This window comes from Sphingobacterium endophyticum (assembly GCF_009733535.1).
Lineage (GTDB): Bacteria > Bacteroidota > Bacteroidia > Sphingobacteriales > Sphingobacteriaceae > Sphingobacterium > Sphingobacterium endophyticum.
On sequence record NZ_SMMI01000010.1, the window covers coordinates 129,173 to 148,504 of the forward strand.

Annotated in this window: 13 protein-coding genes; 9 read left to right on the plus strand and 4 right to left on the minus strand. The window is 36.6% G+C overall.

What is annotated here, in order from left to right; all coding sequences use genetic code 11:
* The first annotated feature begins 13 nt into the window (after nucleotides 1-13).
* From E0Y80_RS13610 to E0Y80_RS13625, 4 genes are all read left to right on the plus strand, one after another.
* Nucleotides 14-1,918, plus strand: a complete 1,905-nt coding sequence (locus tag E0Y80_RS13610) for an alpha-L-fucosidase (protein ID WP_156308216.1) — start codon at nucleotides 14-16, stop codon at nucleotides 1,916-1,918.
* A 3-nt stretch (nucleotides 1,919-1,921) separates the two neighbouring features.
* Nucleotides 1,922-4,243 (plus strand): glycoside hydrolase family 95 protein, encoded by a 2,322-nt coding sequence (locus E0Y80_RS13615; protein ID WP_156308217.1) that lies wholly within the window; start codon nucleotides 1,922-1,924, stop codon nucleotides 4,241-4,243.
* 167 nt (nucleotides 4,244-4,410) lie between these two features.
* The gene (locus tag E0Y80_RS13620; RefSeq protein WP_156308218.1) at nucleotides 4,411-5,895 is read left to right on the plus strand and encodes a hypothetical protein; all 1,485 of its coding nucleotides are present in this window, start codon (nucleotides 4,411-4,413) and stop codon (nucleotides 5,893-5,895) included.
* 73 nt (nucleotides 5,896-5,968) lie between these two features.
* Nucleotides 5,969-7,054, plus strand: coding sequence for a hypothetical protein (locus tag E0Y80_RS13625; RefSeq protein WP_156308219.1), 1,086 nt, complete (start codon nucleotides 5,969-5,971; stop codon nucleotides 7,052-7,054).
* A 53-nt stretch (nucleotides 7,055-7,107) separates the two neighbouring features.
* Here E0Y80_RS13625 and E0Y80_RS13630 read toward each other — a convergent pair whose 3' ends face one another.
* The 4 genes from E0Y80_RS13630 to E0Y80_RS13645 are packed head-to-tail and all read right to left on the minus strand — an operon-like array spanning nucleotide 7,108 to nucleotide 11,417.
* Complete coding sequence (locus E0Y80_RS13630; protein ID WP_156308220.1) at nucleotides 7,108-8,577, minus strand: glycine--tRNA ligase; 1,470 nt, start codon at nucleotides 8,575-8,577, stop codon at nucleotides 7,108-7,110.
* 29 nt (nucleotides 8,578-8,606) lie between these two features.
* Nucleotides 8,607-9,071, minus strand: a complete 465-nt coding sequence (bcp, locus tag E0Y80_RS13635) for a thioredoxin-dependent thiol peroxidase (protein ID WP_156308221.1) — start codon at nucleotides 9,069-9,071, stop codon at nucleotides 8,607-8,609.
* A gap of 11 nt (nucleotides 9,072-9,082) precedes the next feature.
* Complete coding sequence (locus tag E0Y80_RS13640; RefSeq protein WP_156308222.1) at nucleotides 9,083-10,804, minus strand: M23 family metallopeptidase; 1,722 nt, start codon at nucleotides 10,802-10,804, stop codon at nucleotides 9,083-9,085.
* A 1-nt stretch (nucleotide 10,805) separates the two neighbouring features.
* Nucleotides 10,806-11,417, minus strand: coding sequence for a fumarylacetoacetate hydrolase family protein (locus E0Y80_RS13645; RefSeq protein ID WP_156308223.1), 612 nt, complete (start codon nucleotides 11,415-11,417; stop codon nucleotides 10,806-10,808).
* A 394-nt stretch (nucleotides 11,418-11,811) separates the two neighbouring features.
* Between E0Y80_RS13645 and E0Y80_RS13650 the strand changes: the two genes are divergently transcribed.
* The 5 genes from E0Y80_RS13650 (at nucleotide 11,812) to E0Y80_RS13670 (ending at nucleotide 19,322) form a co-directional block, all read left to right on the plus strand.
* Nucleotides 11,812-12,471, plus strand: a complete 660-nt coding sequence (locus tag E0Y80_RS13650; protein WP_156308224.1) for an HAD family hydrolase — start codon at nucleotides 11,812-11,814, stop codon at nucleotides 12,469-12,471.
* Nucleotides 12,472-12,523: 52 nt separating this feature from the next.
* Nucleotides 12,524-13,003, plus strand: a complete 480-nt coding sequence (locus tag E0Y80_RS13655) for a gluconate 2-dehydrogenase subunit 3 family protein (RefSeq protein WP_156308225.1) — start codon at nucleotides 12,524-12,526, stop codon at nucleotides 13,001-13,003.
* A gap of 4 nt (nucleotides 13,004-13,007) precedes the next feature.
* Nucleotides 13,008-14,723: a GMC oxidoreductase gene (locus E0Y80_RS13660; protein ID WP_156308226.1), complete on the plus strand. Its 1,716-nt coding sequence runs from the start codon at nucleotides 13,008-13,010 to the stop codon at nucleotides 14,721-14,723.
* A 137-nt stretch (nucleotides 14,724-14,860) separates the two neighbouring features.
* Nucleotides 14,861-16,039, plus strand: coding sequence for a glycoside hydrolase family 76 protein (locus E0Y80_RS13665; protein ID WP_156308227.1), 1,179 nt, complete (start codon nucleotides 14,861-14,863; stop codon nucleotides 16,037-16,039).
* Nucleotides 16,040-16,298: 259 nt separating this feature from the next.
* Complete coding sequence (locus E0Y80_RS13670) at nucleotides 16,299-19,322, plus strand: SusC/RagA family TonB-linked outer membrane protein (RefSeq protein ID WP_156308228.1); 3,024 nt, start codon at nucleotides 16,299-16,301, stop codon at nucleotides 19,320-19,322.
* The last annotated feature ends 10 nt before the right edge of the window (nucleotides 19,323-19,332 follow it).

Sequence of the window (19,332 nt, forward strand, 5' to 3'; positions counted from 1 at the left end):
ATTATAATCGTTTATGAAAAGATCTAAACTACTTTCTTTAGCATTATTATGCCCATTACTTACTTTTTCTCAAACGGAGCCAAAGCCCTACGGAGCCTTGCCAAGTGAAAGACAATTAAAATGGCATGAAATGGAGATGTACACACTGATCCATTTTACACCAACCACTTTTCAGAATAAAGAATGGGGATTCGGGGATGCCGATCCAAAAATATTTAATCCAGTAAAATTTGATGCCAACCAAATTGCCAAGGCTGCAGCAGCAGGGGGATTTAAAGGACTTATTTCAGTTGCTAAACACCATGATGGTTTTTGTTTGTGGCCTACCAAAACAACAAATTATAGCATAGCAAGCTCGCCCTTTAGAGATGGAAAGGGTGATATGGTCAAAGAATTTATGCAAGCATCACACGATAATGCGCTTGAATTTGGTGTGTACCTTTCTGCATGGGACCGTAATGATACAAGGTACGGAACTAAAGCCTATGCAGATGCCTATAGAGAGCAATTAACCGAGTTGATGTCTAACTATGGTCCACTATTCACTTCTTGGCACGATGGCGCCAATGGTGGTGATGGGTATTATGGTGGCAAAAATGAAAAACGTACGATTGATCGGACTACCTATTATGAATGGCATGAAAAAACCTGGCCGATAGTAAGAAAACTTCAACCTATGGCGATGATTTTCTCTGATGTTGGTCCTGACATGAGATGGGTTGGTAACGAACATGGCTTTGCTGACGAAACCAGCTGGGCTACATTAACCCCTAAAAGTAAGGAGCCAGGAAAAACTCCTGTTCCCGGGGAAGTAGATGATTCTAATTTGCCTTCAGGAGATCGTAATGGCGAATTCTGGATCCCTGCTGAATGTGATGTTCCTCAAAGACCAGGATGGTTCTACCATGAAGATCAAAATGAAAAGGTAAAAACTCCAAATCAGCTTTTCGAAATTTATCTGAAATCTGTTGGTCGTGGTGGAAACATGAACCTAGGACTTGCTCCAATGCCTAATGGCTTATTGCACGACAACGATGTGAAATCCTTAGCCGCATTTGGCGAAAAAATTAAAGCTACATTTTCCGATAACCTTGCCACTGGTGCTACTGCAAAAGCCAGCAACGTCCGTGAAAATAATGCCCTTTTTGCTGAAAAGAACTTATTTGACCAAGACCGATATTCTTATTTTGCATCCGATGACCAGGTATTGAATCCATCCATTGAAATTAATTTGGCTCATGATCAGGAGTTTGATATTATTCGTCTGAGAGAAAATATAAAATTGGGACAAAGATTGGATAGTGTTCAAATTGAAGTATGGAAAGATGCTGCATGGCAACCTCTTGCCAAAGCTACCAGTATTGGTGCAAATCGATTGATAAAACTTGATAAACCTGTTCGTGCATCAAAACTGAGATTGAAATTGTTCGCACCTGTTGCTCCGACATTGAGCGATTTTGCCTTGTTTAAGGAAGCAGAATCTGTCTTTAAATTTGATTCAGCTGATCGTAAAAAAATAGCTAAAGATCAGATTACGATAATTAGTGCAGATAAACATGCCAAGAAAGCCATTGATAATAATGACCAAACTGTATGGAATACTATATTGAGCACGCAAAAGTTTATTGAAATCAGAATTCCTAAAACAGAATCGATAATAGGAATGAGCTATATGCCTAGACAAGATCGTAAGATCAATGGCGTGCCTTCTAAATATGAAGTTCAGATAAGTGTGGATGGTAAGGAATGGAAGAAAGTAGCTGAAGGAGAGTTCTCCAATATTAGAGCTAACGCTACTGAACAAAATATAAGCTTCGGAACTGCACAGGAAGCACATTATATTCGTTTTATACCTAAAGAAATGTTAAGTGCTGATAAAGAGTTTTCCGTCGCAGAGTTTGACATCTATTTGAAATAAGTAATGAGAAAATTATTAGGAATAATTTGTGTTCTGTTAGTTGGGAATGTCCAAGGACAGGATTTAAAAATGTGGTATAATAAACCAGCAAGCCAATGGGAAGAAACTTTACCATTAGGTAATGGCTTAATTGGAATGATGCCTGATGGGAAAATAAACGATGAATCGATTGTTCTGAATGAAATTTCCATGTGGTCCGGTTCTCCCCAGGATGCTAATAATTATGAAGCAAAGAATTCTGTAGCCGATATACAAAAATTACTTTTCCAAGGTAAGAATGATGAAGCTGAGGCTTTGGTCAATAAAAATTTTGTTTGTGTAGGTGCAGGTTCTGGACATGGTAATGGAGCAAATGTCCCTTATGGATGTTTCCAAAACTTTGGTTTTATGAATTTTCTCTTTTTTCATCAAGGAGAAACCAAAGATTATAAACGTTGGTTGGATATTTCGGAAGCAAAATCTGGAACGAGCTTTAACAATAATGGTGTCAAGTTTTTAAGAGAGTACTTTACTTCTTTTGATAAAAATGTTGGGGTTGTTCGTCTTTCTGCCGACAAGAAGAAATCAATTCATTTTGCCATGCATTTTTATAGGGATCAGAACGTAGAAGAATATAAAATCAATGGCAACGAAATTAGTATTTCAGGAAATCTACCCGATGGAAAGGGGGGAAGAGGGATTAAGTTTGCTGCTAAATTTAAAGTACTGACAAAAGGAGGTTCATTAAAGAATCATGATAATCAAATTATTGTTAAGGATGCAGATGAAGCCGTGGTTTTATTTTCTGCCAGCACGAGTTATTATGATCATGACCCTGTGCAATATGTTGATGCGGAAATCAAAAAAGTTGAAAAGGATAGCTACTCAAAATTATGGCGAGATCATGAATCCCGCTATAAGCCGCTTTTTAATCGTGTATCTCTTCAAATTGCAGATCAAGCTCCCAAAATCGATGTACCCACCAATGAACGCTTAGCTAACTTTTTCAAAGATCCAAGTCAAGATAATGGATTAGCAACATTGTATTACCAATTTGGCCGTTACTTAACTTTATCAAGCACAGCGCCAAATGTTCCAAAAGCTTTACCTCCTAACTTACAGGGCTTATGGGCACATCAGATTCAAACACCTTGGAATGGGGATTATCATTTGAACATTAATGCCCAAATGAATCATTGGGGTGTGGAGGTCAATAATCTTTCTGAATATCATAAACCCTTTATCGAAATGATAAAGAATATTGCTAATGAAGGAACCAAAACGGCACAGGCATATTATGGTGCACCGGGCTGGGTAGTTTATATGATGAGCAATATTTGGGGCTATTCAGCACCTGGAGAGCAAGCCTCTTGGGGAGCGAGCACTGCCTCTGGCTGGCTATGTAACCATCTTTGGGAGCATTATCAATTTACTAAAGATGAAAGCTATTTAAAAGAAATATATCCAGTATTGAAAAATGCTGCGGTATTTTATAAGGCAACCATGGTCAAGGATCCAAAAACAGGCTGGTTGGTCACTTCACCTTCCGTATCTCCAGAAAATGGGTTTAAACTTCCAAATGGAAAACGTGCCGCAGTGGTGATGGGCCCTACTATCGATAATCAGATTGTGCGCGAACTTTATGAATCCTTTATTACAGCCAACAAAGTTCTGAAACTAAATGATGACTTTGCCACTGATTTGCAGGAAGATATAAAGTCATTGCCACCTGCAGTGGTGATCAGTAAGTCCGGAAGGGTGATGGAATGGTTAGAAGACTATGAAGAAACAGAACCAAAGCATCGCCATGTCAGCCATCTCTATGGTTTATATCCCGCTAATTTTATTTCGCCGATTACGAGTCCAGAATGGGCGGATGCAGCTAAGAAGACATTAGCTGTGAGGGGTGATGATGGTACGGGATGGTCCAGAGCTTGGAAAATCCTCTTTTGGGCAAGATTACATGATGGTGATCATTCCTTGGAAATTCTTAGACAACTGCTACAGCCTGCCTTAGAACAAAATACAACCTATGGCGGTGCAGGAGCAGGAACCTATCCTAATTTATTCTGCGCTCATCCTCCGTTTCAAATCGATGGAAATTTCGGCGGTTCCGCTGGGATTGCTGAAATGCTTTTGCAAAGCCATGATGGATATATACATTTATTACCTGCCTTACCTGCTGCTTGGAAAAACGGTAAAGTCTCAGGACTTAAAGCAAGAGGTAATTATACCGTTGATTTTGAATGGAAAAATGGTGAAGTTACAAAATTTGTTATCAAAGGTAAAAAAGGTCAAATTGTACCTGTCTTAAAGAATGGTGAAAAAATAAACTATAAGATTTAAATTCTCAATTTCTGTTATTAAATCTTAACAATCGAAAGATAAAACTATATCTTATTGAATATAAAGGAGATAATTAACTTTAAAATTATCTCCTTTTGATTTTAAGTTAATCTAGCATCCTTAAATTAAAGTTAAAATATTATTGTTTAATTTTAATTTATTTTATTATGCTTTTAGCCACATTGAAACTTACCCGTTTCCTACTATTCATTCCATTCCTATTATTATTTAATTCTTGTAATAAAACCCATGATCCTGAAATAGATCGGGTTAAACAAAAACTGCAAAATGTAACCTTTTCCTTTGAAAATTTTAAAAAAGAAATCAAACCATTTGACTCCCCAATTTTAAATGCACCACCTGAAAATACCAATGCAACCAATCCCGAGAAATCTGAGTTAATAGGCTACTTTAGTTTTGACAATGAAAATTTAAATCCTGATTATAATAAGGGCAAATTGGTATCGATGACTATATTACCCGAACAAAGTTCTAAATTAAAATATATAACTCATCCAAAATCAGTTGGTGATAAAACCAATAAATTTTTAGAAGTAAATGGAATTAAGCAAATTATCCTATACATAAAGACGAATAATCTTGCTGATCTTGATCGAGTGGAATTTGATTTTGGAGCAGCCCATAAAAGTATTGATGGATTTGTTTTAGAATATATGTATCCTAATAATAATCAATCGATTGTTGAAACTAAATCTTTTAAGTTAAAACCTGAATCTATCATGGATAAAACAATGGGAACTTATCAACTCTCTTTTCTAAATGGGAGAGGATTAGAAAATGGAATGGTATATGTCGTGATAAAGTTTGAAGTAAATGACCAAAATAAAGGAAAATATAATAAACCAGAAGATTGGATTAATTGGTTTGATAATATAAGAATTTATGGAAAGCTTAAGAACACTCCTAAACCAAAAATCGCTCAATTACCTTATTTTATTTTTAACAAAACAAATTCAGAACTGGTACAACAAGGGAATTTCATTCCTACAGAAAAAAATAAGGATTTATTAGTTGAGCTTCCCGTTGGATCATACGATTATGTGATGCTTTACAATGAAGGAGCTGATGAATTATTCTTCCCTAATCAAGTAAAAAAGAAAGAGGATTTTTCGGTTACATCACTGTTTAAAAATCGCTATGCTCGTTCTTTTGCAGTTCAGGATTCATTTGAACTAAAAGAAAGTATAGAAAGAAAAGTGAATTTAAAAAGACTTTATAGCCAAATTACCATCGATTTCAATGATATCAGGAATTTAAGCGACATTAAAAACATTAAAATCAAACCACTTAATGAACCTTATTTCTGGCGACCTTTTAATCCGTTGGCCGTTGCAACATTGTCCAATACGATAAGTAATGAAATTGTATTTGAACAGGATTTCAACCTGCATCGTGAAATTTCTTTTAATCATTTTATAGGATTTTCTACCCAGGAACTCCCTATTAGCTATGAAATTGAAGTAAACGGAAATGAAAAATTAATTAGAAAATTTAGGTTGAATGCCAGGATAAAAAATAATGTTAGGCTCCTGTTCAAAGGGCCTATTTATCCCAGTGGAATTGCTAATAAGTTTTTTGAGATTTTAATTGATGAAAAGTGGAATGAAACAAAAGTTATTGAGTTCCTATAAAATGAAATCAATTCTAAAAAAAAATTAACGGCATCTTTTTAATTTCTTAATAATAGTGTTTTAATATTGTTATATGGCTTATTTGCTGGCACTAACTGTCATTCAGGTACTTGTTATTATTTTATTTTCTCAGACTCGAACGCTAAGAGACGAAAGGGGAGAAATCCTTCGCTTACTTGTAGCTGTTGCTTTAGTGGTTCTGATTATTAAACATTTAATATCCGTATTTGACCCCCATGTCAATATATTGTTTACAACGACAAGTAGTCTTTGCTTAGTTTCTTTAACCTCACTTTATCTGAGAAACATAGTTCTGGAAATCAGAACTTCGGGATATCTTTTTCTTATTGCCGTGTTTCCATTTCTTCTTTTTTATGTGTTTTTCTTTCTATATAACCTGTTTTCTTCTCGGATAACTGAAGGAATGATTTATGATTATCTTGATTTTTTCCAACAGAAAACTAGAACAATTCTGTTCTCTATGACCATAATTTATGATCTTTTCATATTATGGCCATGGAGAAAAAGATTGTACATACTTAGTGAATCTATCGATGGTCAATTAGCAATCATTTTATTCTTTATTAAATTACTTGTTATCACCTTGGTCGTATGTAATGGTCTGCTGATAGATCGTGCCCAATTTCTTGATTTTCCGGAAAGTTTATACACATTCCTTACCTTATTAAGCATCTTGTTTTTCCGATATTCCCGCCCTTCCCTAATTTATTTCAACTATGTTTTTAAGGGGAATAGATTGATGAGGAATCTTATAAAAGAAAATATTTCTTCTAAACAAACCGATTTAATGATTTTGGTCAGCGAAATGGACCAATTAATTGATAAGGAGAAACTTTTTAAGAATCCCAATTTGATTCTAAGGGACCTAAGAAACTCCTTGAATCTATCAAACAAGGAATTAAATCTAATCAATAGACTGTACCTGAATAATAATTTTGAAAGATACTTGAATGTTAAAAGATTAGCTTATTTTTTAGAACGATTAACGGGAGCTAACCATGATCCAGGTCACATACAAAACCTACTCTTAGAAGCTGGTTTTAAGAATAATGGTGAGTTTGAGAAATTTTTCAGGAATGAATTTGGATGTTCGATTTGGAAATATGTAGAGAACAAAAACATTGCTTTAATTTCTTGACATAAAAAAAAACCTGCCAAGGAATTGGCAGGTTTCTTTTATGTTTATAACAATTATACTAATTGTTTTAATAGATTGCTCATGCTAACCAGGTTACCTATGATGTTTTCTAGATCAGCAATGTTTACGCGTTCTTGCTCCATGCTATCACGGTGACGAATCGTAACCATGTTATCTTCTAAGGTTTGGTGGTCAACTGTGATACAAAATGGTGTACCTATTGCATCTTGGCGACGGTATCTTTTTCCAATTGAATCTTTTTCATCATATTGAATATTGTAATCCAATTTCAATTTTGCCATGATCTCTCTTGCCTTTTCTGGTAATCCATCTTTCTTTGTTAAAGGAAGGATGGCTGCCTTGACCGGAGCAATTGCAGGATGGAATTTTAATACCACACGAGCGTCTTGTTTATCTTCTGTGGAAAGATCTTCCTGAACTAAACTATTCGCCAATACAGTTAAGAATAGACGATCTAATCCGATAGAGGTTTCAATAACATAAGGGATATAGCTTTGATTGATTTCTGGATCAAAATATTGCATTTTCTTACCAGAATACTCTTGGTGTTGTTTTAAATCAAAATCAGTGCGAGAATGGATTCCTTCCACTTCTTTAAATCCAAATGGAAATTGATATTCAATATCTACCGCTGCATTTGCATAGTGCGCTAATTTCACGTGATCATGATATCTATAATTGCTAGGGTCAGCGCCTAAGGCAAGGTGCCATTTCAAACGGTTTTCTTTCCATTTTTGGTACCATTCTAAATCTGAACCCGGACGAACGAAAAATTGCATTTCCATCTGTTCGAATTCACGCATGCGCATAATAAATTGTCTAGCAATAACTTCGTTTCGGAATGCTTTACCAATTTGTGCAATTCCAAAAGGAATTTTCATCCTTCCTGTTTTTTGAACATTCAGAAAGTTTACAAAAATACCTTGAGCAGTTTCTGGACGTAGGTAAACTTGTTCTGCACCATCCGCCATTGCACCCATTTGCGTCGCAAACATCAGGTTGAATTGACGTACATCCGTCCAATTCTTTGTTCCTGATATAGGACAGACAATATTGTGCTCCTCGATAATAGCTTTTAATCGAACTAAATCATCTGCATTTAATGCATCATCTAAATCTTTCTGTAACTGTGCAGCTTTATCAGTCTTTCCGTCTTTTTCATAACGGTCAATTTTATCCTCTATCAGTTGGTCAGCACGATAGCGTTTTTTGGAATCCTTATTGTCAATCATTGGATCGTTAAATCCATCAACGTGTCCCGATGCTTTCCATGTTGTTGGGTGCATGAAAATTGCAGCGTCGATTCCGACAATATTCTCATTCAGTTGCACCATAGACTTCCACCAATAGGTTTTAAGGTTCATCTTTAACTCTGAACCTAATTGACCATAATCATAAACGGCACTTAGACCGTCATAAATTTCACTCGAAGGAAAAACAAATCCATATTCCTTCGCATGCGAAATAATATTCTTGAAAAAATCGTCTGTTTGCTTGCTCATAAGTGGCAAATATAATGTATTCGTATGACTTATTTTGCCAATAAATCTCTTATTTGTTGGCTAGCGTTTTTATTGTCTACCTTTTTAATAATATGTTGAATGATACCCTTCTCATCAATTATAAAAGTCGTTCTAGCTGTGCCCATATATTTCTTGCCATACATGTTTTTTTCGACCCAAACTTTATAGGCCTCAACAATTTTTTTATCCTCGTCGGTTAGTAGGGTAAATGGTAGATCAAATTTCGAAATGAATTTCTGATGTGACTGTTCACTATCAATGCTTACACCGATTACTTCAAAGCCATCTTTAACTAAGCTTTGGTAGTTATCTCTAAAATTACAGGCCTCCGTCGTACAGCCCGGCGTGTTGTCCTTTGGGTAAAAATATAAGATTACCTTCTTTCCCTTAAAATCTGAAAGTTTTACTTCGTTCCCGTGTTGGTCCTTGCTTTTAAATTGTGGAGCCTTATCTCCAACTGCTAATTCTGCCATAAATATCTTTCTTATCTTGTAAATGTCGCTTCGTATATTTTCTCATTGTCCTTCCAATCCTTCACAACAAATTTAAATTTATGCTGACCCTTACTCAATGCAGGATCAAAGCGATGCCATACATGCCTATTTTTGGAATCATATTCCATTAATACCCATTTATCATCTATATACGCATTAAACGATTGTATGCCAGAGAAATTGTCGGATATTGTAAAGTCTATTTTAGATTGTGCACTTACATTTTTTCCATTGCTAAAATTTCTCGGAGTAATCGTAGGTGCAATCGTATCTACTGTTACGTAAAATGATCCTAATATTTTGGTGTTCACCGTAACCCAGCCATTTTCAAACTTACCGCCAACTGATCCAGCATCTACCGAAGCAATCAATGCCTTTCCCTCAAGTTCTTTAGGTAATGTAGTTGGTTTTAAACTTAATTTATATGTCGAAAAGAGTGGAGTCAGATTATTCTGAACATGATGTACTGAAGAATAACTATTGGGTCTAGCTGCACTTTTTGAGTAAATAAAATCTAAATCAGTATAAAGAGATCCTTTAGGGATTTCAACTTTTACTTCGTCAGCTGAGAATGAATTGTCCTTGTTATAAGGAAATACTTCTCCTTTAACAGGATTCTTCTTTACAGCATATGAAGGATTATTTTTGATCTTAAAATCTAACTCGCTACAATTACCGTTGACGTCCTTCACAACGTACTTTACATCATGGACTGCTTCATCCTGAAGTTCGATAATGCCACTTTGATTTAAGTTCTTAAAAATTTGAATTGGATTTCCTGGATCTTTGAAGCTCTTCTGTACCTTGGCTTTCGTTCTTTTAAAATGAGGAAAGTCAATATAAGAATGTATTGCACTAGAGGTATTGAAGTCTAATTCTTCAAACAACACTGTAGAAATCGATTTGCCATCCAAGAAAAGTTCGATGGAATAAACTCCATTTTGGAATCCACCTGCCCGATGTCTGTCAATCGTATTGATGCCGAGGCCAAATTTACCATTGACAGAAATTGGGGCTCCAGATGCTAATCCGTATCGTCCGGAACCCAAAGATTTCAATTGATGATAACGTCTTCCCGTATTTTCATTAAATAATGGTTCTTCCAAATCATAGACCATTATTCCATTTATTGTAGGAGCAAAATTGTCCGTGAACTTCAAACCAAATAATTGCGGGTTTAATGGATGCTGTGATTTTGTATCCCTAATCTCAAAATGTAGGTGTGGACCAGCTGACCCGCCAGTATTACCGGCATTGCCAATAAATTGTCCTTTACTTAATTTCACCTGCCCTTCCTTAAGTTCCATATCGACATCAAAACGTTGCTGTTTATATTGTTCCGCTCGCATGATACTGGTCAAGGCATCGTTGAAGCTATCCATATGCAAATAAACAGTTGTGAAACCATTTGGATGGGTAATATAAACTGAGTTTCCACCCCCACCAATTTGAACTCTCACGCGAGAGACATAACCTTCAGCAGCAGCATGCAGTGGAAGACCTATTTTTTGCTGAGTTCGATAATCATCGCCTGCATGAAAATGCGTTGATCTCAACTCCCCAAAAGTTCCTGATGCATCTGGTGAAATATTCAGAGGATTTCGAAAATAACCCTGTGGATAATTCCTTGATTTGATAATATTTTTGTTCTGGGCAGATAGGTTACCAATAAGTGTTGCAGCTAAAAAAAGTGAAAGTGAAATTTTCTTCATATTATTTAATTTGGCATGTAAATATGCTTTTTCCCTCCAAAAACCCTTCCAATTTGTCGCCAATTTCTATGGGGCCTACACCAGCTGGAGTTCCGGTAAATATTAAATCTCCTTTTCTCAATGTGATATATTGTGAAACAAAAGTGATCAAACTATCAAAATCAAAAATCATATCCTTGCTATTTCCCAGCTGAACCTCTACATCATTTTTCTGTAAAGAGAACGTAAGGCTATGTAGATCCTTGAAATTTTCCTTCAAAATCATATTGCCCACTACAGCGGAATGGTCGAAGGCTTTTGCAAGCTCCCATGGTAAACCTTTGCTCTTTAATTCTGACTGTAAGTCTCTAGCCGTAAAATCTATTCCTAACCCAATTGCATCATAATAACGGTGTGCAAATTTCTTAGCAACGTGCTTTCCTTCATTACACACACGTAGAACTATTTCCACTTCGAAATGAATGTCTTTACTAAATTCAGGATAGTAAAAATCCTTATTGTCCTTTAAAACTGCGGTATCGGGTTTTAAAAAGATAACTGGCTTTTCAGGAACGGGGTTATTAAGTTCTTTGGCGTGATCAATATAATTTCTGCCGACTGCAATTATTTTCATAAATATTAAAATTATTCAGTTCCCTAGCTTTTGTTTTTCAGGGGTAAACAAACTTAATAAAAGCCTAAAATTATAGCAAATAGGTTATTCAATAACAACAATCAAATTACAAGAATCCCTCCTTTCTTCGAGTTTCAGTCGTGTTTTGGTCGAGACTGGTCCACACCTTGGTTGGACATTATCCACAGCTCGTCCGCTCACAAGCGGACGAGCTCCGGATGAGTTTTGGACGAGCTGTGGATGAGACACGAGCAAAACACGAGCAAAACCCAAATAAAACCAGAGCTTAATCTTATTTATGCATTGATTTGCGTTGAGTAATAAATGCCTAGTGGCAATGTTAAGAGTGATTAATTTAACATATGCTTAATATTAATATGGTTAATTTTGTGACATGGATAATATAAACGCAGTTCTATTTGACCTAGATGGTACTTTAATTGATTCTGAATATTTTTATTTCAGTAACTGGGCGCCTATTTTAGAGAATGATTATGGATTGAAAATAGATTTTGACGAATGGATTTCGAATTTTGCAGGGCATACGTTAAGCCATAATGTAGAAATGTTAAATACGGCCTATAAATTGTCGGTTGATGAAGAGGATATGTGGTTTGCCACTCGCTCTCGCTATGCCAAAGCGAATATGAAGAATATCCGTTTAATGCCATATGCAAAGGAGATACTTGAATCGGTCAGGGATTCCGGTAAAACCATTGGATTGGTCACTTCCAGTTATCAAACAACTGTTGACACGGTGCTCGGAGAGCATAAATTGTTGAAATACTTTGAGTTTTTTGTAACCCGCGAACAGGTTGAGAATCCTAAGCCAAATCCAGAGCCCTACCTATTGGCGGTTAATAAATTATTGATCCCAAAGGAAGAGATTGTAGTGGTCGAGGATACAAGTACAGGTTGTACAGCTGCTAAAGAAGCAGGGTTATATTGTATTGCGGTTACGAAACAAGACGTAGAAAAAAGCCGTTTGGCACATGCAGATGAGCTTTTAAACGATTTAGCAGAAGTAAAAAAATCGTTGCTTTCCTTAAATTAAGGCTATTCCTAACTGTTAAATTTGTAATTTAGGAAACTAGATTATAAATCTTATGAACAGACGGACAGCATTAAAGCAAATGTTTATCATGGCAGGTGGTATCATGATTGCTACCTCCTGCGATTTTAGTTCAAAATCTCCATCCATTCAGCTTAACCAAATCAAGCTCAATCATGATGACGAGCTTTTTTTGGCAGAATTGGTAGAGGCTATCATTCCTCAAACAGATAGTCCAGGAGCAAAAGAATTAAACCTTCACCTTTTTGTTATGAAAATGCTGGATGATTGTACAAGTCCAGAGGATCAAAAGAAATTCTTAGATGGTTTAAAGGCCGCGCATCAGGTTAAGGGTAAGCCTTTAGCCGAACAGCAGGCCTATTTAACATCCTTAGATAAAGATGACATCTTCTTTAATATCTTGAAAAGAAGGACTATTCAGGGTTATAAGAACTCGGAATATGTCATGAAAAATAAGTTAGTTTATGAATTGGTTCCAGGAAGATACAATGGAGCCTATAAAATTGAGGCATAATAAGATGGCAAACTTAAATATTGAATCGGCGAAAGATCGTAGCTATGATGCCATCGTAATTGGCTCAGGGATTTCTGGGGGTTGGTCTGCGAAGGAATTGTGTGAAAAGGGTTTGAAAACATTGGTTCTTGAGAGAGGACGAGATGTTCAGCATGTCAAGGATTATCCAACGACAAACCTTTATCCTTGGGAATTTGAACATAGAAATGAATTGCCCTATGCGATAAAGCAAGAGAATCCCATCGTCAATAGATGTTATGCATTTCATGAAGATGCGGCACATTTTTTTGTAAAAGATAAGGAGCATCCGTATGTGCAGGAAAAGCCATTTGACTGGATCCGTGGTTATCAGGTAGGTGGAAAATCGCTGTTGTGGGCAAGGCAGACCCAGCGTTGGTCAGATTTCGATTTTGAAGGACCTGCTCGAGATGGGTTTGCGGTGGATTGGCCTATTCGCTATCAAGATATTAAACCATGGTATGACCATGTAGAACGATTTGCTGGGATTTCAGGAAATAAAGATGGGCTTCCAGAATTACCGGATGGAGAATTTTTGCCTGGTTATCCTTTAAATGTGGTTGAGAAATACTTCAAGGAACAGGTTGAGCGTAAATTTCCGGGTAGAAAGGTGATTTCTGCAAGATGTGCCCACCTATCAAAGCCTAACCAAATCCATTTGGATCAGGGTCGAGTTCAATGTCAGAATCGTACCCTATGTCAAAGAGGCTGTCCATTTGGCGGATATTTCAGTTCGAATGCATCGACTTTACCTTGGGCAGCGAAAACAGGAAATTTAACCATGAGACCTAATTCTGTGGTTCATTCTATTCTGTATGATGAGAATAAAGGTAAGGCGGTTGGAGTTAAGGTCATTGATCGGGAAACTAAAGAAGAGATTGATTTTTATGCGAAGGTCATATTTGTCAATGCTGCAGCACTGAATTCAACCTTAATTTTGCTTAATTCAAAATCCAAAAGATTTGAAAATGGACTAGGCAATGATTCAGGCACTTTAGGGAAGTATGTTGCCTTTCATAATTATAGTGCAAGAATAAGTGCCGATTATGAAGGATTATTAGAGTATAAAACTGACGGTAGAAATCCTGCGGGTGGAGGCTACATTCCAAGATTTCGTAACCTTCATAAACAGGAAACAGATTTCTTGCGTGGCTATGCGGCTGGATTCGGTGCGTATAGATCCTCATGGTCAGATGAATCGGGATTAGGAGCAGATTTAAAGGATTCCATTCTTTCTCCAAAATATGGCAATTGGGGAGTAGGTTCGCATATGATGGGGGAAACCATTCCTAAGGAGTCTAATTATGTGGCATTGGATGGTCAGCAGAAAGACGAATGGGGAATTCCATTGTTAAAGATTTCGGTTGATTATGATGATAACGATGCGAAAATGAAAAAGGATTATCTGGATACGATGGAAGAAATGTTTACATCGGCTGGCTTTACGAATATTCGTCGGAACGAGAGTTCCCAAGCCCCGGGATTGGACATTCATGAAATGGGAGGTGCACGTATGGGAAAAGATCCAAAAACCTCGGTATTGAATAGTTGGCATCAGGTACATGCATGTCCAAATGTGTATGTGACAGACGGAGCTAGCATGACCTCAACATCTACCCAAAATCCATCCCTAACTTATATGGCCTTTTCTGCACGTGCAGTTGACCATGCGGTAAATGAATTGAAAAAAGGTAACATCTAAAACATAAAATTCAATGAAGGTATTTTTTGATGCCTTCATTGAATTATTCTAAAAATGAACTAAAAAATAATAGTTCAATCAACCTAAGGGAAATTCTTTTTCCGCAATAATATTCTTGAATAATATCTAAACCTGACATGAAAAAAAAATTCATTATCACCCTTCTTTATTTCTTCTCTGTAATAGCGCTTGTTGGGCAGGAGCGAGGAATTGGTTCTGATTATAATGAAAAAGCGAAGAGCACTTTGGATTCGATCTATAAGCATTATGGAATTAAAGGATCGTTTTTGCTTCGGGAGAATTTTCCTTTTGACGACGGCTATAAGGCAAGTTATTTAGCTGGACCTGATGAAGGGAAGAAAGGAAATTCTTATTCTTACCTATGGCCGTTTTCGGGATCTTTATCCGCACAGGTTGTACGCTATGAGGGTAAAAAGGATAGAAACATACTGAAGGATATCAAGACTAAGGTCTTGCCTGGTTTAGAACAGTATTATGATAAAAGATTACCGGTAGGCTACGCTTCTTATGTTAATACGGCAGCCCAATCAGATCGATTTTACGATGATAATGTTTGGTTAGGAATTGATTTTGCGGATTTATATTTAACATCTAAAGACAGGAAATTTCTTGAGAAATCGGAAGAGATTTGGAAGTTTGTTGAAAGTGGAATGGATGATAAGTTAGGTGGAGGCATTTATTGGTGCGAACAGAAAAAGGAATCAAAGAATACCTGTTCGAATGCACCTGCAGTAGTCTATCTTTTAAAATTATATCAAGGAACTACAAAAAAGGAATATCTAGATCAAGCTATCAAACTATATAATTGGACGAAAGAAAACTTAGAGGATAAAGAAGATCATCTGTATTATGACAACATTAGTTTAAGCGGTAAGGTTAACAAAACAAAATTTCCATATAATTCTGGTCAAATGTTACAATCGGCGGCACTGCTTTATGAAATAACAAAAGACCAAAAGTACCTAAAGGATGCCCAGTTAATTGCGGCTTCGTCACATGATTATTTTTTCCATTCCGAGGGGTCTCATTCCGGCAGAAATTTCAGGTTATTGAAGAATTCAGATTCTTGGTTTATAGCTGTTATGTTACGCGGTTTTGTGGAGCTCTATGAAATAGATAAAAACCCTGAGTATCTGAATAGTTTTAAAGAAAACATGAACTATGCATGGAAGGAATTGCGGGATGAACATGGTCTGTTCAACAAGGATTGGTCGGGGCAAAAACCATCATCAAAAAAATGGCTTTTAGACCAACTTGCCATGGTTGAAATGTATGCTCGATTAGCCTCACATTAAATTCAAATATTTCTCACAAGAATGATCTTATGTTACCATAAGGTTACAAAACTTATGTCCCGAATTTTTAAGTTTTTAACATATTTTTTCTAAATTTCCAGAATTCTAATATAAACTGGATAATATTTATTTAATTGATTCGTTTTAAATAAAGGTATCTAAAGATGTTATCATTTGCTACCAATCTACTAAAACGTTTTAGTGTAAAGTATTGGTTTATAAACCTTTAAAAATTATTTATTAATTAACGTTAATTAACATGCCAAACATTTACAGTTCAAAAATGTATCGGAAAGGCTTTGTCAGGAGCAGCATTTTATGCTTTTCTCTGATGGCTAGCAGCTATGGTTATGCTGCGGAGGTACCGTATTCTGAAGCGACGAGAATGGAGAGGGTTGAATTTCAACAAACCGTAACAGGTACGGTTAAAAACTCGTCAACAGGGGAGGCCTTAGCAGGGGTAACCGTTCGGGTAAAAGGAAAAGATGCAGCAGCACAAACCGATGATTCGGGGAATTTCAGCATTGCAGCAGAGAATGGGGAGATCCTTCAGATCAGCTCAATTGGATTTAAATCTCAGGATTTTCCAGTTAATGGGCCAACTGCCAATATTAATTTAACTCCGGACGAAGAATCATTAGATGAGGTAGTCGTTGTCGGGTACGGAACTCAGAAACGTAAGGAAATTACTTCGGCAGTAGCTTCTGTTAAGGAAAAGGATTTTAACAAAGGGGGAATGAGAAACCCTATGGAATTGGTTCAGGGGAAAGTTGCGGGATTAAATGTGACCAGAACCCAAGGAAGCAACCCAAATTCGGGTACGAACATCCAATTACGTGGTATGGCCTCTTTAAAAGGGTCAAATAGTCCACTAGTTGTAATTGACGGGATCCCAGGCGGTAGCCTTGACCTGATTAAGCAAGGCGATATCGAATCCATCGATGTATTGAAGGATGGATCAGCTGCTGCAATTTATGGTACACGAGGTAACGGAGGAGTAATTTTGGTGACCACCAAAAAAGGCAAGGCCGGCACACCACAATTTGAATACCTAACCTACGGACAGACAGAAATTGTAAATCGTAGACCTACGATGTTGGATGCGGCACAATTTAGGGATAAAGTAGTGATTGGTTTGGACCGACCAAAATCTGATTTAGGAGCTTCAACAGACCTATATGATGAATTAATCAATAAAGATAATTTTTCACATTTTCATAACTTCATTGCAAGTGGTGGGGGTGAGAATTCAACATACCGAGCATCCTTCAATTATGAACAAGCAAAAGGAGTTGCTAAGGAAAATGGGAAAGAGCAATTCGGTGGCCGTTTCAATTTTAATCAGACAGGTTTAAATGATCGTTTAACTTTATCGGCTAATATTGCAGCGAATTTTAACAAGGCAAATTTATTGGGCGGACAAACTGGGGATTTTGAACAAGCGATTCAACGTAATCCCACTGCACCAATCATTAATTCAGATGGCACATTCTTTCAGACGCAGGAATACAATAACTATAATCCAATGAGTAGATTGGCCTATAGGATCAATCAGCGAAATCAACAGACTTTTTCAGGAGATGCACGTTTGAAATTTAAGATTTTAGATGAATTAAGCGTTTCTGCATTTGGTTCTTATGTGAGAGACAATTGGAATGGTCGTGAATTCCGTTCAAAATTAGACTGGGATCAAAGAGAAGATTCAAACTATCAAGGAATGGGTTATGCCTATAAGCGAAATGAACTGAACTGGACGAAAACGTTTGAAAGTACAATCGACTATAATAAGACATTCAACGAGAAACATACAGTAACAGGATTATTAGGATATAGTTACCAATATTCGACCTTGGAATGGTTTGATATGAACAATAATGGATTTACAACGGATGGATTTTTAGATTGGGATTTTAATTCAGGAACAGCCATTACGAATGATAAACTACCAAGACCAGGGTTAAATTCATTTAAGGAAGATAATAAGCTAATTGCATTCTTTGGTCGTGTAAATTATAATTATGCGGACAAGTACTTTGTTACTGCCATCCTTCGTCGAGAAGGCTCATCACGTTTTGGCGCGAACAACAAATGGGGTAATTTTCCGGCAGTTTCCGCAGGTTGGAATATATCCAATGAAGAATTCTTTACGAACAAAGAAGTTGTTAATGACTTGAAACTACGTGCAGGATATGGTGTAACGGGAAATCAAGGAATTCCAAATTATCTATCGTTAGTGACATTAGGAACGGGAGGTGTATATCCACAGAACGGTATCTACTATCAAACATATGGAATTTCTACAAACCCAAATCCGGATTTAAAATGGGAACAGAAGGCAGAGACAAACATTGGGGTTGATTTTGGAATGTTTAACAACCGTTTAACGGGAGCTATCGACGTTTATCATAGGAAGACCACAGATTTATTGTATGAATACAATGCGCAATTGCCGGCTTATGTTCAGCCAAGTATTTGGTACAATGTCGGGGAAGTTGTAAACAAAGGTATCGAGATCCAATTGACAGGTACACCAATTGCCAATGATAATTTTACTTGGCAGGTTGATTTCGCAGGTAATTACCAGAAAAATAAATTGACAAAATTATCCAGTGATATCTTCAAAAGCAATTGGTTAGAATTTGGTGGATTACCTTCGCCAGGAAACTTGGGTAACGCCATCCGATTGGAAGAAGGTGGAGAGGTAGGGTCGTTCTACGGAAAGAAATTTGCTGGATTTGACGATGAAGGAAAGTGGTTGTTCTATAAGGCAGATGGTTCTACGGCACATGCTGGGGAGATTAATAATGATGACTTATCTTATATCGGTAACGGTATTCCAAAGTTTCAGGCTTCATTGGGAAATAGGTTCAGTTACAAAGGATTTGATCTAACTGTTTTTCTGAGAGGGAAGTTCAAATATGATATATTGAATACGGCAGACATGTATTTTGGAAATCAAAAGTGGCTACCTAATAATGTTTTGGAATCAGCATTTGGAAAACACGCAGAATTGAAGGATGATCCACAATACTCGGATTACTATTTGGAGAATGGATCCTTTGTTAAGATTGACAATATTACCCTTGGATATACCTTCAACCTTAAGAATGATTATTTGAGGAATTTATATGTTTATATGACTGCGAGGAACCTAGCAACGATTACATCATATTCTGGAATAGATCCTGAATTGCAGGACACAGGATTTGACGGCGGTATTGATTCAAGAGGATTTTATCCTAGAACACAATCATGGTCATTGGGATTAAATATTGGTTTTTAAAAATGTAAAT

Bases quoted from the DNA above. Each gene is read 5' to 3' on its own strand.
- E0Y80_RS13610 (WP_156308216.1), top strand. From the start codon at position 14: ATGAAAAGATCTAAACTACTTTCTTTAGCATTATTATGCCCATTACTT.
- E0Y80_RS13615 (WP_156308217.1), top strand. From the start codon at position 1,922: ATGAGAAAATTATTAGGAATAATTTGTGTTCTGTTAGTTGGGAATGTC.
- E0Y80_RS13620 (WP_156308218.1), top strand. From the start codon at position 4,411: ATGCTTTTAGCCACATTGAAACTTACCCGTTTCCTACTATTCATTCCA.
- E0Y80_RS13625 (WP_156308219.1), top strand. From the start codon at position 5,969: ATGGCTTATTTGCTGGCACTAACTGTCATTCAGGTACTTGTTATTATT.
- E0Y80_RS13630 (WP_156308220.1), bottom strand. From the start codon at position 8,577: ATGAGCAAGCAAACAGACGATTTTTTCAAGAATATTATTTCGCATGCG.
- bcp (WP_156308221.1), bottom strand. From the start codon at position 9,071: ATGGCAGAATTAGCAGTTGGAGATAAGGCTCCACAATTTAAAAGCAAG.
- E0Y80_RS13640 (WP_156308222.1), bottom strand. From the start codon at position 10,804: ATGAAGAAAATTTCACTTTCACTTTTTTTAGCTGCAACACTTATTGGT.
- E0Y80_RS13645 (WP_156308223.1), bottom strand. From the start codon at position 11,417: ATGAAAATAATTGCAGTCGGCAGAAATTATATTGATCACGCCAAAGAA.
- E0Y80_RS13650 (WP_156308224.1), top strand. From the start codon at position 11,812: ATGGATAATATAAACGCAGTTCTATTTGACCTAGATGGTACTTTAATT.
- E0Y80_RS13655 (WP_156308225.1), top strand. From the start codon at position 12,524: ATGAACAGACGGACAGCATTAAAGCAAATGTTTATCATGGCAGGTGGT.
- E0Y80_RS13660 (WP_156308226.1), top strand. From the start codon at position 13,008: ATGGCAAACTTAAATATTGAATCGGCGAAAGATCGTAGCTATGATGCC.
- E0Y80_RS13665 (WP_156308227.1), top strand. From the start codon at position 14,861: ATGAAAAAAAAATTCATTATCACCCTTCTTTATTTCTTCTCTGTAATA.
- E0Y80_RS13670 (WP_156308228.1), top strand. From the start codon at position 16,299: ATGCCAAACATTTACAGTTCAAAAATGTATCGGAAAGGCTTTGTCAGG.